Source organism: Gallaecimonas mangrovi (genome assembly GCF_003367375.1).
Lineage (GTDB): Bacteria > Pseudomonadota > Gammaproteobacteria > Enterobacterales > Gallaecimonadaceae > Gallaecimonas > Gallaecimonas mangrovi.
The window spans coordinates 2341517-2360475 of the sequence record NZ_CP031416.1 but is presented as its reverse complement, the minus strand read 5'-3'; the positions used below and the strand labels follow the sequence as shown (position 1 = coordinate 2360475).

Below are 18959 nucleotides of genomic sequence, written 5' to 3'. Positions count from 1 at the left end.
CCGAAAGAATTGTCATGAGTGTTAAAGAAGGCCCAACCCGATTTGGCTGCGGTTTTGTCTTGGGGGTATTGGTTAGTTTTTTTTGCTTGGTTTTCTCATGATATAGCCAATGGCTACTACTTAGCCGCAGTGCTGCTGGTTTTCGGCACCATATTTGGACTGTTATCGCTAAGATGGAGCGATGCCTTTTGGCGGCAGTTGCGCTGGATCTTCACCATTTTTTGGAGTTAGGGATGAAAAAGCTTTTTCTGCTGTTTTGCTTTTTGGCCGGCGCGCAGGCCGATGATAACAAAACCACGATTTACTTAGCGTTTGAGGGTGCTTATATCCACCATGATGTGGCGACTATTGCTCCTTGGCTGGCTGATAAATTTACGGCCAGTGAAACGGTGCATATACCTCAAAAGGGCAGTCGAACTCACTCCTTGTCAAGAGAAGAGCTGTTGGCAAGAATAAAGGTCACGCCTAAACCCCTGTCTTGGCAACATTCACTGGCAAAAAACGTGGTGGTGAAATCCAATGGGCAGAACGGCTTTTGTGCAAGCGCCGCGTTGAGTGATGACACTGTTGTTCACCAACAACGCTATAAGCGCCAGCAAACAAGAACGGCGTGCTTTGTGAAAAAGGGCTCGCACTACCTTGTAACCCGGTTTGCTATTGATCTAAACGTCATCGTCGCGGCTGGTAAGTAGAATAGCCGCACTTTACATGCATTGGTGGCGGTGCAAATGGTATAAATGACCTGTTCGAAGCTAATGGATACCAAGATGCGTAAACTTCTGGTGCTAGCGTGCTTGCTGCTGACCAGTTGCGCGATGCAGCACACCGTAAAAAAGCCAACTAAGGCAACTGAACCTGCCAAGACCACTGAGCCTGGCAAGGCAAGCTCCGGCAGTGTTGAAGCCAAGTCTCAGCCTGCGTGCATGCCGCTGGCCGCTATTGCCAGTACTACCACCCCGGCGGTTATTTACCCGGCGGTGGCCGACTGCGTTAAGGCCGGCCATTACAACGAGGCTGTGCCGCTATTTGCGGTTGCAGGGGCCTTTGGCCGGTTCGACCAACTGCGGGTAACCGACAAAACGGCTTGGCAGGCAATTCGTATGCTGGAGGTGCGTACCTTTAGCGATTTGGCAGCGGGCGAGCGTAGTGCCTTTCGCCAAGCCTTGGCGCAAGAGCTTAATACCGAAGCCCCCGACTTTAAAAAGCTCTGCGTCGCCGTCGCCCGGTTGGGGCCGCCAACCTACACGCCAACCTATATGACCAAACGCGGTATTCAAACGGTTAACAATACCGGCAACGGCAAGCTTAAAAGCGACTTTAACGCTGAAAAGGGTTGGCAGCAGGCGCTGCGCGGTTATCTGCATTGCCCCTAAAAAGCCATGAATGCAGCGCAGCAAGCCTTTTTAGACGCCTATCTTGCTACCCTTTCGCCAAGGGAGTGTAAGGCCGTACCGGTGTGCGTGGCCGAGCATTTTTGCGCGGATGAAGAAAACGCCAATATCTGTGCGCAGCTGGTTAACAGCGGCATTAAAACCGCAACCTGTAGCCTGAAAGCCGCTTACGACATTGAGCAACAACCGTTGCCAGCGCCGGGGCGGTTAACGGTGGTGCTTAACTGGGCGCAGCAACCGGTTTGTGTCATTAAAACCACCACTGTGTCGTTTTGCCCCTTTAACCGGGTGCCTGCCGCCTTTGCCAAGGCCGAAGGGGAGGGCGACGGCAGTTATCGCTGGTGGTATCAGGCGCACTTGGCCTTTTTTAATGGCCATGCCCGCGAACTGGGCTTGGCCTTCACGGCTGACAGTGAATTGGTATTAGAGCACTTTGAAAAGGTCTACCCATTGGAGTGAATGCAAGATGCAAATTAACGCCGTTAGCCACCACCATAGCCTGCAACTTTTGGATATTTTTGAAGAACTAGAGCACTACTACTTCAAAGACCAAGCCGCCAGCCGTGAAGACATTACCGCGTACCTGCAACAACAGGTGTTTTCAGCGCATTCTGGCGTGCGCCTTATTGCCGCCTTTAGCGGCACCAGTGTTGTCGGTTTTGCCTCTTATTCGGTGTTATATCCGGCGCCCAAGCTTGCCGGGCAAATGTTTATGAAAGACCTTTTTGTCTCAGCCCAGGCCCGTGGCCAAGGGGTGGGTAAAAAGCTGATGCAGCACTTGGCTTGCCTGGCGGTTGAATTGGGCTGCAAACGCTTGGACTGGACCGCCGAAAGCACCAATCCCAAGGCCGGGCTTTTTTATCACGGTATTGGCGCCGCTTTATTAGCAGAGAAAGAATATTACCGCTTTGAAGGCGAGGCCTTAAGCCGCTTTGCCAGCCAGGCAACCGGCTAGGGTTGGCGGTAAATCAAAGGAATGTGCCGATGTTTAAAGTCGTTCTTATCAGCCTTGCCATCTTATCGTTTTACGGGGTGATTAAAACCAGCAGTGACTTTATTAAGACCTGGAAAATAGAAGTGCCCTGGCATTGGCGGCAATGGGGGCAGCCGGAATTTATTGATCTGTACCGTGGTCTTTTTGGCCCCTACTGGGCAGTGATTTTTGGCAAGGAATGCGAAGGCTTATACAGCCCGCTATTGGTGCGTAAACGCAACGACATCCGCTTTGCTTTGCTTATTTTTGTCATTCTAATGCTGGCCAATACCGGCCTTGGCTATATGGGCTTTCACCCAGGCGTCAGGCTTTAGCCAACACTATTGAGGTGGTTATGTTTAAAGGGGCGTTTTGTTGCTGTTTGCTGTTGTTCGCCGCCAATGTGTTTGCCGAGATTGAACCCTATAGCTGCCGTAATGGCGCCTTTCCCAGCTATGAAAACCTTGCCCTTGGCCAAATTGTCGCTGCAAAAGGCGAAAAAGTGCATGCCCGTGACGATGGTAAAGGTTGCCCGCAAGCCGATAAATGCCGGCAAAAAGGCTATTTAATTAACGGCGACAGGGTGCTGGTAAAACCGGCTCAGCAAGGTTGGGTTTGCAGTTATTACCTGGGTAAAAAAAATGACTACACCGGCTACATTACCCAGGGCAAGGTGCGGCTGGTGCAATACGCAGCAACGCCGGCACCCAGCGCTTGGGCTGGTCAGTGGCGGTCTCTCGGTGGCCGTTTTGCCAATAAAATCGCCATTACAACCACTCAAAATGGCCAGCTTCAGGTTGAGGGCCGCGCCTTTTGGTATGGCGGCAAAACCCCAGACGGTAACAGCGACATTGTGCATTTTGGCGGTGTAAGCGGTAAGGCCGCCGCGAAAGGTAACCGGCTTACCATCAGTGAAGGTAGTGACAAATACAGCTGTGCTGCCCACTTGCGCTTGCTCGGCAGTTTATTGGTAGTTAACGACAATGGTAATTGTGGCGGTATGAACGTGCGTTTTGACGCGGTATACCGTAAGGCCGGGCAATGACCGAGCAAGTTACCCAGGCACTAAACTGGCTTACGGCGCTTTTAGCGCGTCAGCAGTTGCCGTATCAAATTGTCGGTGGTTTGGCGGCCCACCTTTATGGCGGCTCCAGGCCGGTGGCCGATATTGATCTGTACATCCCGGCGGCCAAGGCGTAGGCCTTGCTGGCCGAAGTTGATGCGTTTATCTCCAAACCACTGCGCCATTACCGCCAGGCGCAGTGGGACCTTGAATACCTGCAACTTATCTACCAGGGCCAGAAAATTGAAATAGGCCTGGCACCGGGCACAACAATCTATTGTCAGCAGCGCCAGCAATGGCTGCCATTGGCCATTGATTTTGCCAAGAGTGTCACTGTTAGCTACCAAGGCATGTCGCTGCCGGTGATGCCCATCACCAGCCTCATTACCTACAAGCAGTGGCTGGCAAGAGAAGTTGATATTATTGATATTCAAGAGCTTAGCGCTATTACGTTAACTAAAAACGGCTAACCCTTTCCCCCTTTTGCTAGTAAACGGTTGTGCAATATCCGTTGCCGCTATTAGTATCAAAATGACTTGCTGCTTTGCCCAAACGACGCCCACTTAATCACCCAAGGACGCCAATATGAAAACAGCACTGGTGGTAATTGATGTTCAGCAAAGCCTGATGGATGAAGGTATTTGGCAAAGCGAAGCGCTGCTTGGGCGCATTAATAAATTGCTGGGAAAAGCGCGTTTAGCACAAGCACCGGTGGTGTTGGTGGCCGATAACCGGATAGAGCCTGATGCCAGCTTTCACCCGGCTTTAGAGCGCCAGGTAGGGGACATTGAAATAGAAAAAAGCGTTTGCGACGCCTTTATGGACACCGCCCTTGATGCCATGTTGCAAGCGCAAGATGTGCGCAAGTTAGTGATTTGCGGCCTGCAAACCGATTACTGCATTGACACCAGCTGTCGCCAGGCGGCAGCCCTTGGCTACGACGTTGTACTGGTGGCCGACGCTCACAGTACCCTTGACAGTGGCGCGTTAAAGGCCAAGCAAATCATTGCCCACCATAACCATATTTTGCGCCACTTTGACTCTGCCAAAGGCCGGGTTCGGGTGCAGCCCATTAGCGATATTCAGTTTGCTTAACGGCGCCGTACTTGCCGCAAGGGAGGGAAAACCAATGCCGCTAGTGCTGAGTCACCAGCTTCCTGTTGCCAAAGCGTATTGCCAGCTGCGTATCGCCGCCGGGCTTTCGGCAAAACCGCTGGCATTGGCTGAAAAAGGCCTGGCGAATTCGCTTTACGGGGTGTGCATTCATGACGGCGCCCAGCTAGTGGCGATGGGTCGGGTCGTGGGGGATGGCAGCTGTTTTTTCCAAGTGGTGGATATTGCCGTCGCGCCACGTTATCAAGGCAGGGGCCTTGGCAAACAAATCATGCACGCTATCGAGGCTTACCTCAAGATGGCGGCTCAGCCAGGGAGCTATGTATCCCTCATTGCTGATAAGCCCGGATTTTATGAAAAACTTGGCTACCAGCACACAGCACCCGCCGGCTATGGCATGTACAAAAAGTTTGCCTGAGTCTAAAGCTGGCAGGATGAGATCTCTTTAACATCTTGTTCTATAAATAATTTAGACAGGTTTATTTAGTGCCTGCTAAATGCCATAAAAGCATATCACGATGATATTCATTCTGCCGCGCCAAGCTGTTTACAGTGGCACCAGCAAAGAGGGATAGCGTTTGTCTGATAAGCCATGGGTCAAAATTTACGACGACAACTGGGACGATGCCATTGTTGGCAACAAGGCCGGACTGCTGGCGTTAAAGCAAGCCATTGACGATGCCATTGCCAATGGTGATTGTGTCGAAACCAAAGGCCGTTTTGAGGGGGATTTTGGTTTGGTCGCCCACAGCCAACATGCTGTTGAAAGCACCATTCAGCCGGCCGGCCGCGGGCTGTTTGGGCTGGCGATCATGGCGCTGCTGTTCTTTTGGGGGCTGGTGTTGCCCTGTTATGGGGTTTGGGCGTTTTTTAAAGGCTTATAAGAAAAAGAGCGCTAATGATTGCAGTAGAACCGATGCAAGCACATCACCAGGCCGCGCTGTTAGCAGTGGAGCTAACACCAGAGCAAGTTAAATTTGCCGGTACCGCCAGCGACTTTTGGGCTGATACGCGCAGTGGCATTAGCCGCTACCTTATTACTTGGCAAGGCCAGGTGATTGGTTTTTTTAAAATCGATTTTCATTACAGTAACCACTACGATTTTTGCCGCCGCAAGGCACTTGGCCTGCGCGCGTACGCGATTGACCGGCGCCAGCAAGGCAAAGGCTATGGCAGCCAGGCGGTAGCGGCGTTGCTGGCCCACCTTAAACCGCTTAGCGTGGATTTCCCGTGTATTTATCTCACCGTTAATGCCAAAAATCCCGGTGCTATCCGCTGCTATCAAAAGGGCGGTTTTACCGATACCGGCGAGCACTACTTAGGGGGTAAGGCCGGGCCGCAGCATATTATGTATGCCAACCTTTAGTCTTCATCAGCGACTTGTTTGATTTCCTGCAAGCTACGGTTTCATGTTCCGTGATTTAATGACGCTACAACCTTGGTGATACCCGTCATCAAATACTTACCGGAGTGTTGGAAGTGAAGCTCATCATTTACTTTGGCTGTTTGGCGCTGTTTACCCTTATCTTGTTGTACCTCACCCGTGACCGCCAAAATAGCCAAGCGCCTGATGGGAATACGGCCGGTGCTGACGACACCCAAACTAACCCCGCCCTTCGAAAGATTGCCGCCAGCATGGTGGCGCTAACTGCCGACAAAGACAGCTGGGACATTATCCTTAAGCAGCCCGCCGCCTTTTTATCTTCAGGCGACGCCATTGATGTGGCTTGGGACATGGTGGCGCGGCAGTTTAGCCTGCCGCCACTGTCGCTGGTGGCAACGGATAACGGCGGTTTGGAAATTTTATTTGATGATGTGCGCCAGCCCATCGAAAACTTTGCTGAAGAGGTCGACCCACTGCGGGCCTTTTTGGATTTAAACCGCGCCATTGAGCCGGCCTACGAGCTGCGCTATTGCATCGACAGTTGGCACAGCAGCGATAAAACCTTTCTGGTGATGTCTCGCAACGACTGGCAACAGCTTGAACGCGAGTTTGGCGAGCAAAAAGTGGCCTATCGCTTCCACCGTTTGGGGCAAGATGTCGAGCAATTTACCACTGCCGCCAAGGACGCCTACCAAAACCGCTATCAGTAATCACATGCACTGTTTCAGCCCCTTGTGGTAGCCTCAATCGGCGAAGGCTTAACAAGGGGTTAGGTGTGATTTCCAGGCTGCCCAAGTGGATTGAATACGGTGCATTGTTGCTGGCCTTGGTGGCCGGGTTGATTAACGCCATTGCGCTGGTCGGGTTTGCCCATCAATCGGTTTCTCACCTGTCCGGTACGGCCACCCTGCTCGGGTCGGCGATTGGCGAATTGGAAGCGGCCACCATTTTGCATTTAACCGGTATTGTTGCCGCCTTTGTGTTGGGGGCGGCGCTATCGGGGGTGATGCTGCACGATACCACCTTGCAACTGGGCCGCCATTACGACACCGCCTTAGTGCTGGAAGCGGCTTTTATCTTCCTGGCCCTTTATCTTTTTAATCTGCATTCGCCTTGGGCCTATCTTGCAGCGGCAGCGGCTTGTGGCCTGCAAAATGCCCTGGCTACCACCTATAGCGGCGCTGTGGTACGCACCACCCACTTAACCGGTATTTTTACCGACTTAGGGCTGATGCTGGGGGCACTGCTGCGCGGCGAAGCCTTTGATAGGCGCAAACTGAAACTGTTTTTGATGATCATCTTCGGCTTCATGCTGGGCGGCGGTGTGGGTGCGCTGTTGTTCGACCATTTCCGCTATGGCGCCTTGGTGCTGCCTGGCGTTATGTGCCTTTTGTTGGCACTTGTCTACCGGCTTTATTCAAAAAAGCAGGGGCAATAACAGGCCCCGCCTTGATTTTATAAACGGCAAGCCCCATGTCTTGGGTTCATCTCTCCCAACCTCAACGGAATCTGTATGTCTGATACTTCATCGCTTTTTACGCCCGTTTCTTTGGGAAAAACAACCCTGGCCAACCGCTTTGTGATGGCGCCTCTTACCCGTGCTCGCGCCCCAGGCCACCTGCCGAATGCCTTAATGGCCGAATATTATAGCCAGCGAGCCAGTGCTGGCTTGTTGATCACCGAGTGCAGCATGGTTACCCCCGGTACTTCCGCTTTTGGTGACGATCCGGGTATTTACAGCCAGCAACAAATCGACGGCTGGAAGCTCACCACCGAAGCGGTGCATAAAGCCGGTGGCAAAATCTTTTTGCAAATCTGGCACGCTGGCCGCGCCGCCCATCCGCTGTTAAATGGCGGTAACGATGCCGTAGCACCAAGCGCCATCGCCATTGACGATGTCACCCACACCCCACAAGGCAAAAAGCCTTACACCGTGCCCCGTGAACTGAGCAAAGACGAAATCGCCGCCATTGTTGACGACTTTCGCCGCGGCGCGGCCAATGCCATCGCAGCCGGTTTCGACGGTGTTGAAGTGCACGGCGCCAATGGTTATTTGATTGATCAATTCCTGCGCGACAGCGCCAACCAGCGTAGCGACGAATACGGTGGCAGCCTGGAAAATCGAGCCCGTTTTCTCACCGAAGTGCTAACGGCGGTTTGCGACGAGATTGGTAGCGACAAAGTAGGCCTGCGCCTGTCACCGCTCAACAGCTTTAACAGCATGAAAGACAGTGACCCATTGGCCTGGATGGCATTTTTGGCCAAGCATTTAACGCCTTTTAACCTGGCGTATTTGCACGTGATGCGCGCTGACTTTTTCGGCCAGCAGCACGGTGAGGTACTGCCCATTGCCCGCAGCCATTACCAGGGCCATTTGATGGTCAACATGGGCTATAGCGCCGAAGAAGCGGCGGCGCTTGTTGCCAGTGAGGGTGCCGACTCGGTGGCCTTTGGTAAAAGCTTTATCTCAACCCCTGACTTTCCGGCAAGGGTGAAAGCCGGGGTTGCCCTTAATCCCTTGGACGAAAGCACTTTGTATTCGCCAGGGCCCAAAGGCTACACCGATTATCCCTTTATGGACGCGGCTGCGTCCTAAGCTGAAAAAGGCCGCTGCAGCGGCCTTTTTTTATGGCTGATAAAGCTGCTTGGCGCTTGCAAGGTATTGGCTTATTAGGCCTGTTAATACAGGGATCAGTTGCTCGGCTTGGTCCTGGCGCCAGGCAAAGGGCGCGGTCTCCTGCATGTAATTGCACTGGGCCAGTTCCAGCTGCAGCGCCTGTTGCTTTTGCTCAGGCTTTCCGTAAGCGCGGGTAATGTAGCCGCCTTTAAAGCGGCCATTTAGCACCCAGGAAAACCGGCTTTGGCTTTGGCAATAGTCCCGCAGTGCTTGCTCAAGCGGGCTATCAAGGCTTTGCCCATCGTTAGTGCCGAGGTTTAAGTCAGGCAATTTGCCGTCAAACAGCCGCGGCACCACCGAGGCAATGGAGTGGGCGTCGAACAACAGGGCATAGCCGAACTCGGCTTTAAGCTCATCCAGGGTTTGCTGGAGTTTTAAATGATAGGGCCGCCAAATGTGGTCCAGATAGCCCTGGCGCTCAGCAGCGCTTGGCGCTTTACCGGGCAAAAAGGTGGCGCTGCCATCAAACAGGGTCTCGGGGAACAGGCCTGTGGTAGCACTGCTGTATAGCGGCTGGTCATCGGCGGGGCGGTTAAGGTCCACCACAAAGCGTGAATAGTTGGCCACCAGCATGTGCGCGCCAAGCTGATTGGCAAAATCATACAGCCGTTCAACATGCCAGTCGGTGTCGGGCAGGGGCTGGGCGTTATCGCTGAGTCCGTTTTTTATCTCACCAGGCAGGGCGGTGCCAGCATGGGGCACGCTTATCAGTAACGGAATGCGGCCACCGGTATAGCGAAAGGGGGTCATGGGTCACCTTTGCTTGCGTATGAATAAGGTACGAGTATATTGCCTTGTATATACAAGTGACTGCGCCAAGGTTCAAGCATGCCCCGTTATTTTTGCGCGAGCGCCAAACTGCCGGAAGGCTGGCAAAGCGATGTACTGATTGACGTTGATGGCAGCGGTTTTATCCGCAGCCTTAGCGCCAATAGCCCCTGTCCTGCCGATGCGGTGCGCTTGGGTACCGTTATTCCTGCCATGGCCAATTTACATTCCCATGCCTTTCAGCGGGCCATGGCGGGGCTTGGTGAAATAGCCGGTGACAGCCAGGACAGCTTTTGGACCTGGCGCGAACAAATGTACCAGTTGGTGGCCAAACTGACCCCCGAGCAGGTTGAGGCCATTGCCAGCTACCTGTACATGGACCTGCTGCAGGGCGGCTACACCCAGGTGGCAGAATTTAACTATCTGCATCACGACCCCAAGGGCCAGCCCTATAGCGACGACGCCATGGCGCAGGCGCTGCGCGCGGCGGCCTTTGAGGCCGGTATTGGCCAAACCTTATTGCCGGTGCTTTATAGTTACAGCGGTTTTGGCAGTGCGCCGCCGCTGGCCCACCAGCGCCGTTTCATTCAAAGTACCGAGCAATATCTTGAGCGCTTTCAAAGGCTTTATAGCGATCGCCAACACCCGCTTGCACAAGTGGGGCTGTGTTTTCACTCCCTAAGGGCGGTTGAAATTTGCCAAATAAAAGCCGTGCTTGCGGCCACCGACAACCGCTTGCCGGTGCATATTCATATCAGTGAGCAACAAAAGGAAGTGGATGATTGCCAGGCCTGGTGTGGCCAGCGGCCGCTGCAATACCTTTACCAGCAGCTTGAAATCGATAAGCGCTGGTGTTTGGTGCACGCCACCCACGTTAACTTGCACGAGCTTGCCAACATTGCCCAAAGCCAGGCGGTGGTGGGTATTTGCCCCAGCACCGAAGCCAACTTGGGCGACGGCATTTTTCCGGCTACCGAACTGTTGGCAAGAGGCGGGCGTTTGGGCATTGGCTCTGACAGCCATGTGTCGGTGAGTGCCTTGGAAGAACTGCGCTGGCTCGAATATGGCCAGCGGCTTCGCGACCAGCGCCGCAACCGCTTGGTGTCAGCCGCGCAGCCCGCGGTTGCCGATAACCTTTGGCAGCAAGCCGCTGAGGGCGGCGCTCAGGCCTGTGGCGTATTGATGGGGAGCCTGGCTGCAGGTTACCGGGCCGATTGGCTGGTACTGAAAGATTCCCCTTGGCTGGCGGTAGCGCCCGGCCAGCGCCTTGGTCGCTGGCTGTTTGGCGGTGGCGATCGCCACATTGACAAAGTCTTTGTCGCTGGGCGCTGCGTGGTAAAAAACGGTGAACACCCCGGTTTTGCCAAGGCCAGTGCCCGCTTTGCGACGGTTATGAAAGCGGTACTTGCATAACTTTTTAACAAATTAGGGGTTGCGGCCGCTTTTGTTTAACATCCCGGTAAGGCATGCTTTCGCCTCCTTGGAATAACAAAACAAAAGGAATGGATCCCAATGGCAACTCCTTTAAAAGTACAGCGTTTGAGTATGGGTAAATTCATCGCTGGTATCATTGTGCTGGCTATCATCGTTATTGCTTATGGCAGCTGGTTTACCGTTGACCAGGGCGAGCGCGGCGTACACCTTCGCAATGGCCGAATTGTCGGCACCGCTGGGCCGGGCCTGGGTTTAAAGGTCCCGCTTATCGATAAAATTGTTAAAATTTCCACCCAAACCCACACCGTGAGTTACCAGCGCTTGCAGGCTTATAGCCGCGACCAGCAACCGGCGACCATTCGCGCTTCGGTCACCTTCCGGGTGCCGCAAGACAAAGTGGCCGAGGTGTATGCCAACTTTAAAAGCATTGATGCCATGGTAAACCGCTTGGTTGACCGCGCCGTGCCAACCCAGGTTGAAAACATCTTTGGCCAATACACGGCCATTTCGGCGGTGCAAGAGCGGGTGAAGTTTGTATTTGATGTTACCAACGCCATTAAGGCGGCGGTTAAAGGCCCTATCGAAATCAGCTCGGTGCAGATTGAAAATATCGACTTTTCTTCGGCCTATGAAAAATCGGTAGAAGACAGAATGCGCGCCGAAGTGGAAGTGCAAACCCAAAAGCAAAACTTAGAGAAAGAGCGGGTGAGCGCGCAAATTGCGGTAACCAAAGCGCAGGCCGAAGCCGACTCGCAGCTGGCCCGGGCCAAGGCCGAGGCGGAAGCCATTCGCATCAAGGGTGAAGCCGAAGCGGCTGCCATTAAAAGCCGCGCTAATGCCCTGGCCCAAAACAAGGAATTGATTGAGCTGACCAAGGCCGAAAAGTGGGACGGCCAATTGCCACAAACCATGCTCCCGAACACGACCTTGCCATTTTTTAACACCCACCCATAAAAAAGGGCCCGTTAAGGGCCTTTTTTTATGCTAGCGGCCAGCGTTATTGCTGGCGTTAAATTGCAGCGGGTTTAGCCACAGCAGCGGGTCGTCAAGGGGCGTTTCGTCCGACAGCATCGGGTTTTTTAAATACAAAACCTTACGGAGCTTAAAGTCATAGCGGTTCAGCGCTTCGGCGTGATAGCGGTTAAATAGCGGGTTGAACAGCATCGGGTTTTTAAAGACTGCCCGCAGGCCTTTTTCCACCCGTTCTGCGCGCCTTTGGCCAGCATCGGAATGGGTAAAGTAAAAATACTGCGGCCAGGGGTAATAAATCAGCAAGGACTCTTCAACCGCGAGATTGGGCAGTTTGTTTTTGTAGCGATTGTATTCATCAATGACTTCAACAATACCCCTGGAAAAAAAGTCGTAGCGACCACTTACCAGCATATAGAAAAGGCCCGGGTAGCTGGTGCCTTCTATCACCTTAAAGCCGTTGTTTTCCCATACCTCTACATCCTGCCAGCCCACGCCTTGGCCGACGACAAGGGGCTTTAACTGCTCAAGGGTTTGAATTTGGGAAAACTCCTGCTGTCGGCGCTTGTCAATCAGTAATACCCGGTAACCCAACAGGCCTTTATCGAGGGGAATGCGTACCGGTATTAATTGCCGCTCTTTGTCTTTATTGGCGGTGGCAATCATCACCGTAATGGTGTCAGAGCCAACCCTGAGTTCTTGGTATTGGCGTTTTTCGTTCATGACGATGGGGGCGGCTTCCAAAATGTAGTCGCCATATTCCGCGCGGGTTTGTTCCAGCGCCAGTTTCAACAGGGCCCAGGGGTAGTCGTAGCGACTGTCGTCAGTGGCCTCTGGCGGGTGATAGATGTATTTCATGGGGGCGGCAAGGGCGGTGTTAGCAACCAAAATAAAGCTAAAAATCAGTAACACAGTGGTTTTTAACATCTGGGTGCTCTTCTGCTGCGACGAAAATGCCTTTTCAGTATAGTGGCAGCCATAGAGAACGATAAAAATTCCAGACGCGCAGTAGCAGGAGCAAGGGTTATGTCGGTAGACGAATTAGCATTGGTTTGGCAACACATTACAGATGAAGCCAAGGCGCTGGTGGAATGTGAGCCGATGCTGGCCAGTTTTTACCACGCGACCTTACTCAAGCACGACGGTCTGGGCAGCGCCTTAAGTTATATGCTGGCCAATAAACTGGCTAACCCCATAATGCCTGCCATAGCTATCCGCGATATCGTCGAGGAAGCCTATCGCCAGGACCCCGGCATGATTGTTTCTGCCGCTTTTGATATTGAAGCGGTGCGCGAGCGTGACCCGGCCATCGATAAATACTCAACGCCGCTGTTGTATTTGAAAGGATTTCACGCCTTGCAGGCTTATCGCATTGCTCACTGGCTGTGGCGCCAGGGTAGGCAGTCGTTGGCGGTGTATTTGCAAAACGAAATTTCGGTAACCTTTGCGGTGGATATTCACCCCGCCGCCCGCATCGGCAAAGGCATCATGCTCGACCATGCTACCGGCATTGTTATCGGTGAGACGGCGGTGGTAGAGGACGATGTGTCCATTTTGCAATCGGTCACTCTGGGCGGCACCGGCAAAACCTGCGGCGACCGCCACCCGAAAATTCGCGAAGGAGTACTGATTGGCGCTGGCGCCAAAATTTTAGGCAATATCGAAGTGGGCAAGGGCGCGAAAATTGGCGCCGGCTCGGTGGTGTTAAAAGCGGTGCCGCCGCACACCACTGCCGCGGGCGTTCCGGCGAAGATTTTGGGGCGGCCACGCTCTGAAAAGCCGTCCATGGACATGGACCAAAGCTTTAGCGACGAAGAGTTCGAATACGGCGGTGGTATTTAAGCCGCTGTTTATCATGTGAAATGGGTGGCGTACAGCCGCCAAGGTTTTTGTTACAGTGGCTTTTTTGCTGTTTGCTAAACAAGGATTTTGCCTTGGCGTCGTTGAAGTTACTGCATCGATATACCGACCTTGCCGCCTTGCTGGATATTTTGACCCACCAACGTTTAGTGCTGCTCGATCCGGGCCATTGGGACGACAAAAACGACGTTTACTTCATGTCGATTTATAAGCAAAAGCGCCAACTCAATACGTTGTTAGCGCTGTGCTTTACCACCAAATACGAGACTTACCACCACTGGAGCGTTTTTTCCCACGGCAGCTCCGGGGTTTGTATTCGGTTTCACCGGGACGCCTTAGTCAGCGCTTTTGAGGGGCTGGGGCTACGCTGGGGCGAGGTGCAGTACAAAGAAATGCGTGACAGTGACGCCTTGCAGCTGGAGGAAGTGCCGTTTTTAAAGCGCTACCCTTACCGGGATGAAAAGGAATTTCGGGTGATCTTTGAGTCAAAAACGGCGCAAGCTGTAAAGGCGGTGCCCTTTCCCATTAGCGCCATCGAACGGGTGGTGCTGAGCCCCTGGCTGCCAGAGCCGCTGGTGGCCACCATCAAAAATACCTTAAAAAGCATTGACGGTTGTCAGCACCTTAAGGTTTATCGCACCACCTTGCTCTCCAACGACAACTGGCGGCGTAAGGTTGAAGACCTCGTTTAAGGAGACGGCGGGTGAAAGCATTTTGGTTATTGGTGTTGGTACTGCTGGGTGGCTGTGCCAGCCACAGCGCAAAAACCGCTAAGGCGCCGCTAACGCCAGAGCAGCAGGCTCAGCAGTACATTGCCGAGGCGAGAACCGGCCAGCAAAATTACTGCACTTTTCAGTCTTCAAAAGACAAGCAGCAGCGCTGCGAGGCACTGATTGCCCCCTATAGCCAAAAACTGCTGTATTTCTTTGCCGCTGAAAACAAAAATCCTGGCCTTAAAAATATCGAAACCCTGTGCCGTAAAACCCTGGAGCCGGTAAACGGTTATTTGAGTAATAAAACCCTCTATCTTTGCCTGCGCCACACCGACGATTATGTGCAAACTTACCAGCACGCCATTCCTTTAAGCCTGCTAAAAGCCTTTAACCGTGAAAACTATCAGGCGGTTGATGGTGCCAATGCCCTGTGTGTGGTGGCCACCAAACCGCGCACCAAGGCGGCGCTGGCACAATGTGAACGTCAGCAAAGCGAGGCGGCCCGGGCCTATTTTTTAAGCAAATATCGCAGTGAAGAGAGCGCCCAGTGGTACCAGCAGCAATGCCAGCAGCAGCCGCTTGGGCAAATGGACAGCGATACCGACCCGCAGGAATTTAATATCTACAATTACCTGGCGCTGTATCAGTGCGCCCGCCAACACCCTTATCAAGGCAGGCAATAATCTGCTTTGGGTGCTGGCTAACAGTTGGCATTTGGCTTTTTCGATATAATCAAATGCATTAATTTGTCCGTTACTGGCCGTTATAACCAATAAGAAGAGTGTGATGAAAGACCTCCTTGCCGCCTATAAAACCGCTTTTAATCGTTGTCGCTACCGCCTGGCAGGCAACCAGAAACTCTCCTTAAAAGACACCTTTCAGTACCTCAGTGATGCCACCTCAGCCGATGAAAGCTTTGATGTTTACGGCAGCGGCGAGCTAATTAACGGCTTTGAAGAACAGGTGGCGCAATTATTGGGTAAAGAAGCGGCGCTGTTTCTGCCCAGTGGCACCATGGCGCAATGCATGGCCATGAAAATATGGTGCCAAGAGCAGGGCAATAACCACATTGGTTTGCACCCCACCAGCCATTTGGTGCTGCATGAGCAAAATGCTTATCAGGCGCTTTATGGTTTAAGCAGCGCACTGATTGGCGATGCCGACCAGGTGCCCACCTTGGCCGAGATGGCTGCAGCCCATAGCCAGCAACCACTGGCAGCCTTGATACTGGAATTGCCGATGCGTGAAATTGGTGGCCAGCTGCCGGATTGGCAGGCCTTGGTGGCGCAAAGCCAGTGGGCGAGGGAGCAGAACGTAAGGCTGCACCTGGACGGCGCACGGCTATGGCAATGCCCGGGGGCTTATGGCAAGTCGCTGGCGGAGATCTCAGCCTTGTTTGACTCGGTTTACGTGAGTTTCTACAAAGACTTGGGCGGCATTGCCGGGGCAGTGCTCGCGGCTGACAAAGGCTTTATTGACGAAGCGAAAGTGTGGCTACGCCGCAGCGGCGGCAACCTTTATAGCCTGGCGCCTTATGTGGTGGCGGCGCGGGAAGGGCTGGCCGAGCATTTACCGCAAATGCCAAAGCGGCTGGATAACGCCAAATGGTTGGCAGAAAAGCTCAATCAGTTACCGGGGGTGACGACTTGGCCGGCGACGCCGCAAACCAATATGTTCAGGCTCCATATCAGCACCGAGCCTGCGACCTTTTTTGAAAAGGCCAGCGCCTGGATGCAGCAGCATTCACTGGCGCCCATCACGCCGCCATATCGTACTGAGGCGAATGGCCTGTGGTGTGAACTCACCATCGGTGAAGCCTTTGACGCCCTGCCTAAAGAAGACTGGCAGCATGCGTTAGCCGAATTTTCCAAAGCGGTATTGGCTAACTAAAAAAGGCGCCTTAGGCGCCTTTTTTATGCCTTGGCCGCGCGGCTTTTTAGCACCGAACTGCCGGCGTCTTTGGGTAAACGCAGCGCATCAACAATGGCCATCAATGACAGCAGCGCCAGCAGCGCAAAGGCAATTTGGAACGCCTTTGGGGTCAGAGCGTCGGTATCAATGCCCAAAATGGCGGCGGCAATAGACAAGGTCAGGGCACCCACCGCTATTCCGGTACCGATGTTCATTTGTTGCAACACCGATTGCAGGGTATTGGCGTCGCGCATCTGGCTGTGGGGAATGTCGGCATAGCACAGGGTGTTTAAGGCGCTAAATTGCATCGAGCGGTTCATGCCACTGACAAACAGCACCAGTATCACCAGCCACTCGGGGGGGTGCTGAGTGAAAAGGGTGATCACCGCAAAACCGCAGGTCACCATCAGGCCGTTGATGGTCAGGATTTTTTTAAAGCCAAAGCGGTTCACAAACCAGGTAGTGGCCGGTTTCATGCAGAGATTACCGGCAAATAGCCACAGCAGCAGCGAACCGGCCTTGACGGCGCTGTAGCCAAAACCCAGCTGAAACATCAGCGGCAAGACAAAAGGCACCCCGGCAATGGCAATACGAAACAGTGACCCCCCGGTGGCGGCGGCCATAAAGGTTTGGGTGGCAAAGGGCGCCAGATTAAAGAGCGGGTTTTTCGCCTGTTTTAAGTAATAAAGGGTGGCCAGCAGCAGCAAAATACCGGCCAGCAACAGACCGATGGACAGCAGCAGTGAAATGTCACGGCGGCTACAGGCTTCAATGCCGGCCATAAAGAGGCCAAAACCCAAGCCACTCAAAATAAAGCCTTTGGTATCAAAGCGCTGCTTTGTCGGCTCGCTAGGTTCTATCAGCAGCAACGCGAAAATCAGCGCCACCAGTCCCAGCGGCAGGTTCAGTAAAAAGATCCACTGCCAGCTCCAGTGGGTGGCTATCCAGCCGCCCACCACCGGCCCTAACAGCGGGGCTACCAGCACGGGCCAGGTAAGAATGGCGGTCATCCGCACAATGTCGTTTTTGGGAATGTTGCGTAGCACCACCAAACGGCCCACTGGCACCATCATGGCGCCGCCCAGCCCTTGCAGAATTCGGGCGAAAGTAAAGCTGGTGAGATTGTCGCAAAGGGCGCAAAGCGCTGATGACAAACAAAACACCGCAATGGCCAAACCAAATATCCGCATTGGGCCAAAACGCTCAGCCGCCCAACCACTGATGGGAATAAAGACGGTTAACGCCACTAAATAAGCCGACACCCCCAGCGACAAATGCGCGGCAGCGGTATGAAAATTCTTGGCGATAACCGGCAGGGCGGTGGTGATAACCGTAGAGTCGAGGATCTCCATAAACATGGCTCCGGCCGCTAACAAGGCGGTGGCGGTACGTCTGTCCATCAGGGTTTGATCCTCCTCAGCGCAAAGGCAACGACGCACTTTAGCACGGCTAAGCATCAGGCCCACGCAACGGTCTTTTGCCAAAAATCGAACGAAAAAAGGCGGCACTTGGCCGCCAAACCATCAGCGGGGATAACTAATAGGCTTCTTGATAAAGCGCTAAAGCGTCGGCTTCGGTTACCGCTACCGGGTTATTGACCAGCAACCGGCTTTGGGCCATGGCATCTTTGGCCAGCATCGGCAGGCTGTCTTTGGGAATGTTGACATCCCTAAGCCGCCTTGGGGCGCCAGAATCGTCCATCAGCTTTTCCATAAAGCGCACAAAGGCCAGGCTGCGGCTTTGCACGTCGCCGGCCCCTGGGCCGAGAACCACATCGGCCAGTTCGGCATAAAGTGGCGCTGCTTGTTGCAGGTTAAAGCGCAGCACCGGCCCTAGCATCAAGGCGTTGGTTAAACCGTGGGAGAGGTGAAAATGGCCGCCAAGGGGGTAAGCCAGGGCATGAACCGCCGCCACCGGGCTGTTGGCAAAGGCCTGGCCGGCAAGATTTGCCCCCAGCAGCATTGCCTCACGGGCCGGGCGGTTATTGCCGTCGGTGCAGGCGGTAACCAGGTTTTGGGTCAGCAGTTTTAAAGCCTCGCGGGCAAAGGCGTCTGACAACGGGTTCTTTTTGTGCACCGAGGTATAAGACTCAATGGCATGCACCATGGCATCGATACCGGTAGCCGCTGTTGCCATTGCTGGCAGGCCGGTGGTGAGCTCGGCGTCCAGCAATACCCGGTCAGCATAAAGCTGGTCAGCCACCACCCCCATTTTGGTGGTTTCACCGGTGGTAAGAATGGTGATGTTGGTGACTTCCGAGCCGGTACCAGCGGTGGTGGGGATTTGCAGCAGTGCTAAGCGCTGGCCCTGTACCTTACCAATGCCATACAAGGCGCTTAGTGGCTGCTCTGACACCAGCATGACCGCCACCAGCTTGGCAATGTCCATGGACGAGCCGCCGCCAAGACCAATCACCAGGTCGCACCCTGCGGCTTGGCCTTTTTCGGTGCAGCGGTGAATCAGGCTATCTGGCGGGTCGGCCACCACATCATCAAACACGGTAATGGCAAAGCCGGCCTTTTCAAGGGCGGCTTTGGCGGGCTCTAGCAAGCCGTTTTGATGCAAAAATTTGTCGGTAACAATTAAGACGCGGCGCTGGCTGAACCAACCGGCAAGCAACTCGCCCAAGCGTTTATTGGCGCCCCATTCCACATGCATGGCACCGGGGGACTGAAAACTAAAAGCGCGTATCGGCTCTGACAT

Annotated in this window: 25 protein-coding genes; 21 read left to right on the top strand and 4 right to left on the bottom strand. The window is 53.7% G+C overall.

Going from position 1 to position 18959, the window contains the following annotated elements; genetic code table 11:
* The first annotated feature begins 233 nt into the window (after positions 1-233).
* The 15 genes from DW350_RS11310 to DW350_RS11245 all read left to right on the top strand — a co-directional run bounded on the left by DW350_RS11310 (position 234) and on the right by DW350_RS11245 (position 8520).
* Positions 234-692 carry a hypothetical protein gene (locus tag DW350_RS11310; RefSeq protein ID WP_115718969.1) on the top strand — a complete coding sequence of 153 codons (459 nt, stop codon included), beginning with the start codon at positions 234-236 and terminating at the stop codon, positions 690-692.
* Between the two features lie 75 nt (positions 693-767).
* The gene (locus DW350_RS11305) at positions 768-1373 is read left to right on the top strand and encodes a hypothetical protein (RefSeq protein WP_115718968.1); all 606 of its coding nucleotides are present in this window, start codon (positions 768-770) and stop codon (positions 1371-1373) included.
* Positions 1374-1379: 6 nt separating this feature from the next.
* Positions 1380-1850 (top strand): ASCH domain-containing protein, encoded by a 471-nt coding sequence (locus DW350_RS11300; RefSeq protein WP_115718967.1) that lies wholly within the window; start codon positions 1380-1382, stop codon positions 1848-1850.
* Between the two features lie 7 nt (positions 1851-1857).
* Positions 1858-2346, top strand: a complete 489-nt coding sequence (locus tag DW350_RS11295; RefSeq protein WP_115718966.1) for a GNAT family N-acetyltransferase — start codon at positions 1858-1860, stop codon at positions 2344-2346.
* 29 nt (positions 2347-2375) lie between these two features.
* Entirely contained in the window at positions 2376-2699 is a 324-nt protein-coding gene (locus DW350_RS11290; RefSeq protein ID WP_115718965.1) for a hypothetical protein, read from the top strand.
* A gap of 20 nt (positions 2700-2719) precedes the next feature.
* Complete coding sequence (locus DW350_RS11285) at positions 2720-3409, top strand: hypothetical protein (RefSeq protein WP_115718964.1); 690 nt, start codon at positions 2720-2722, stop codon at positions 3407-3409.
* Complete coding sequence (locus DW350_RS19785) at positions 3406-3564, top strand: hypothetical protein (protein ID WP_319018089.1); 159 nt, start codon at positions 3406-3408, stop codon at positions 3562-3564. The genes DW350_RS11285 and DW350_RS19785 overlap by 4 nt, the downstream gene beginning before the upstream one ends.
* A gap of 3 nt (positions 3565-3567) precedes the next feature.
* Positions 3568-3897, top strand: a complete 330-nt coding sequence (locus DW350_RS11280) for a hypothetical protein (RefSeq protein WP_319018088.1) — start codon at positions 3568-3570, stop codon at positions 3895-3897.
* 115 nt (positions 3898-4012) lie between these two features.
* A complete protein-coding gene (locus DW350_RS11275; protein WP_115718963.1) occupies positions 4013-4522 on the top strand; it encodes an isochorismatase family protein in 510 nt (169 codons plus the stop codon).
* Between the two features lie 34 nt (positions 4523-4556).
* A complete protein-coding gene (locus DW350_RS11270) occupies positions 4557-4958 on the top strand; it encodes a GNAT family N-acetyltransferase (RefSeq protein WP_115718962.1) in 402 nt (133 codons plus the stop codon).
* A 160-nt stretch (positions 4959-5118) separates the two neighbouring features.
* The gene (locus DW350_RS19905; protein WP_115718961.1) at positions 5119-5424 is read left to right on the top strand and encodes a hypothetical protein; all 306 of its coding nucleotides are present in this window, start codon (positions 5119-5121) and stop codon (positions 5422-5424) included.
* Positions 5425-5438: 14 nt separating this feature from the next.
* Entirely contained in the window at positions 5439-5906 is a 468-nt protein-coding gene (locus tag DW350_RS11260) for a GNAT family N-acetyltransferase (RefSeq protein ID WP_115718960.1), read from the top strand.
* 113 nt (positions 5907-6019) lie between these two features.
* Positions 6020-6634 carry a hypothetical protein gene (locus DW350_RS11255; protein ID WP_115718959.1) on the top strand — a complete coding sequence of 205 codons (615 nt, stop codon included), beginning with the start codon at positions 6020-6022 and terminating at the stop codon, positions 6632-6634.
* A gap of 65 nt (positions 6635-6699) precedes the next feature.
* Complete coding sequence (locus DW350_RS11250) at positions 6700-7362, top strand: YoaK family protein (RefSeq protein WP_115718958.1); 663 nt, start codon at positions 6700-6702, stop codon at positions 7360-7362.
* A gap of 75 nt (positions 7363-7437) precedes the next feature.
* Positions 7438-8520: an alkene reductase gene (locus DW350_RS11245; RefSeq protein WP_115718957.1), complete on the top strand. Its 1083-nt coding sequence runs from the start codon at positions 7438-7440 to the stop codon at positions 8518-8520.
* A gap of 30 nt (positions 8521-8550) precedes the next feature.
* Here the strand turns inward: DW350_RS11245 and hutG are convergent, their stop codons facing one another.
* Complete coding sequence (gene hutG, locus DW350_RS11240; RefSeq protein WP_115718956.1) at positions 8551-9351, bottom strand: N-formylglutamate deformylase; 801 nt, start codon at positions 9349-9351, stop codon at positions 8551-8553.
* Between the two features lie 78 nt (positions 9352-9429).
* Here hutG and DW350_RS11235 point away from each other — a divergent pair, with 78 nt between their 5' ends.
* Both DW350_RS11235 and DW350_RS11230 read left to right on the top strand, forming a co-directional pair.
* The gene (locus tag DW350_RS11235) at positions 9430-10782 is read left to right on the top strand and encodes a formimidoylglutamate deiminase (RefSeq protein WP_115718955.1); all 1353 of its coding nucleotides are present in this window, start codon (positions 9430-9432) and stop codon (positions 10780-10782) included.
* Positions 10783-10881: 99 nt separating this feature from the next.
* A complete protein-coding gene (locus tag DW350_RS11230; RefSeq protein ID WP_115718954.1) occupies positions 10882-11757 on the top strand; it encodes a prohibitin family protein in 876 nt (291 codons plus the stop codon).
* Positions 11758-11787: 30 nt separating this feature from the next.
* Here DW350_RS11230 and DW350_RS11225 read toward each other — a convergent pair whose 3' ends face one another.
* Positions 11788-12699 carry a transporter substrate-binding domain-containing protein gene (locus DW350_RS11225; protein ID WP_115718953.1) on the bottom strand — a complete coding sequence of 304 codons (912 nt, stop codon included), beginning with the start codon at positions 12697-12699 and terminating at the stop codon, positions 11788-11790.
* 99 nt (positions 12700-12798) lie between these two features.
* On the opposite strand from DW350_RS11225, the gene cysE reads away from it, so the two are divergent.
* From cysE to DW350_RS11205, 4 genes are all read left to right on the top strand, one after another.
* Entirely contained in the window at positions 12799-13614 is an 816-nt protein-coding gene (gene cysE, locus DW350_RS11220; protein WP_115718952.1) for a serine O-acetyltransferase, read from the top strand.
* Positions 13615-13706: 92 nt separating this feature from the next.
* Complete coding sequence (locus DW350_RS11215; protein ID WP_115720626.1) at positions 13707-14324, top strand: DUF2971 domain-containing protein; 618 nt, start codon at positions 13707-13709, stop codon at positions 14322-14324.
* Between the two features lie 11 nt (positions 14325-14335).
* Complete coding sequence (locus tag DW350_RS11210) at positions 14336-15028, top strand: hypothetical protein (protein WP_115718951.1); 693 nt, start codon at positions 14336-14338, stop codon at positions 15026-15028.
* A 103-nt stretch (positions 15029-15131) separates the two neighbouring features.
* A complete protein-coding gene (locus DW350_RS11205) occupies positions 15132-16235 on the top strand; it encodes a threonine aldolase family protein (protein WP_115718950.1) in 1104 nt (367 codons plus the stop codon).
* A gap of 23 nt (positions 16236-16258) precedes the next feature.
* Here the strand turns inward: DW350_RS11205 and DW350_RS11200 are convergent, their stop codons facing one another.
* Complete coding sequence (locus DW350_RS11200; RefSeq protein ID WP_226911315.1) at positions 16259-17656, bottom strand: MFS transporter; 1398 nt, start codon at positions 17654-17656, stop codon at positions 16259-16261.
* Positions 17657-17792: 136 nt separating this feature from the next.
* Complete coding sequence (locus DW350_RS11195) at positions 17793-18959, bottom strand: iron-containing alcohol dehydrogenase (protein ID WP_192954656.1); 1167 nt, start codon at positions 18957-18959, stop codon at positions 17793-17795.

Bases quoted from the DNA above. Each gene is read 5' to 3' on its own strand.
- cysE (WP_115718952.1), top strand. From the start codon at position 12,799: ATGTCGGTAGACGAATTAGCATTGGTTTGGCAACACATTACAGATGAA.
- DW350_RS11225 (WP_115718953.1), bottom strand. From the start codon at position 12,699: ATGTTAAAAACCACTGTGTTACTGATTTTTAGCTTTATTTTGGTTGCT.
- DW350_RS11200 (WP_226911315.1), bottom strand. From the start codon at position 17,656: ATGGACAGACGTACCGCCACCGCCTTGTTAGCGGCCGGAGCCATGTTT.
- DW350_RS19785 (WP_319018089.1), top strand. From the start codon at position 3,406: ATGACCGAGCAAGTTACCCAGGCACTAAACTGGCTTACGGCGCTTTTA.
- DW350_RS11290 (WP_115718965.1), top strand. From the start codon at position 2,376: ATGTTTAAAGTCGTTCTTATCAGCCTTGCCATCTTATCGTTTTACGGG.
- DW350_RS11270 (WP_115718962.1), top strand. From the start codon at position 4,557: ATGCCGCTAGTGCTGAGTCACCAGCTTCCTGTTGCCAAAGCGTATTGC.
- DW350_RS11245 (WP_115718957.1), top strand. From the start codon at position 7,438: ATGTCTGATACTTCATCGCTTTTTACGCCCGTTTCTTTGGGAAAAACA.
- DW350_RS11230 (WP_115718954.1), top strand. From the start codon at position 10,882: ATGGCAACTCCTTTAAAAGTACAGCGTTTGAGTATGGGTAAATTCATC.
- DW350_RS11295 (WP_115718966.1), top strand. From the start codon at position 1,858: ATGCAAATTAACGCCGTTAGCCACCACCATAGCCTGCAACTTTTGGAT.
- DW350_RS11310 (WP_115718969.1), top strand. From the start codon at position 234: ATGAAAAAGCTTTTTCTGCTGTTTTGCTTTTTGGCCGGCGCGCAGGCC.
- DW350_RS11235 (WP_115718955.1), top strand. From the start codon at position 9,430: ATGCCCCGTTATTTTTGCGCGAGCGCCAAACTGCCGGAAGGCTGGCAA.
- DW350_RS11300 (WP_115718967.1), top strand. From the start codon at position 1,380: ATGAATGCAGCGCAGCAAGCCTTTTTAGACGCCTATCTTGCTACCCTT.
- DW350_RS11205 (WP_115718950.1), top strand. From the start codon at position 15,132: ATGAAAGACCTCCTTGCCGCCTATAAAACCGCTTTTAATCGTTGTCGC.
- DW350_RS11305 (WP_115718968.1), top strand. From the start codon at position 768: ATGCGTAAACTTCTGGTGCTAGCGTGCTTGCTGCTGACCAGTTGCGCG.
- DW350_RS11275 (WP_115718963.1), top strand. From the start codon at position 4,013: ATGAAAACAGCACTGGTGGTAATTGATGTTCAGCAAAGCCTGATGGAT.
- DW350_RS11260 (WP_115718960.1), top strand. From the start codon at position 5,439: ATGATTGCAGTAGAACCGATGCAAGCACATCACCAGGCCGCGCTGTTA.
- DW350_RS11195 (WP_192954656.1), bottom strand. From the start codon at position 18,959: ATGTCAGAGCCGATACGCGCTTTTAGTTTTCAGTCCCCCGGTGCCATG.
- hutG (WP_115718956.1), bottom strand. From the start codon at position 9,351: ATGACCCCCTTTCGCTATACCGGTGGCCGCATTCCGTTACTGATAAGC.
- DW350_RS11285 (WP_115718964.1), top strand. From the start codon at position 2,720: ATGTTTAAAGGGGCGTTTTGTTGCTGTTTGCTGTTGTTCGCCGCCAAT.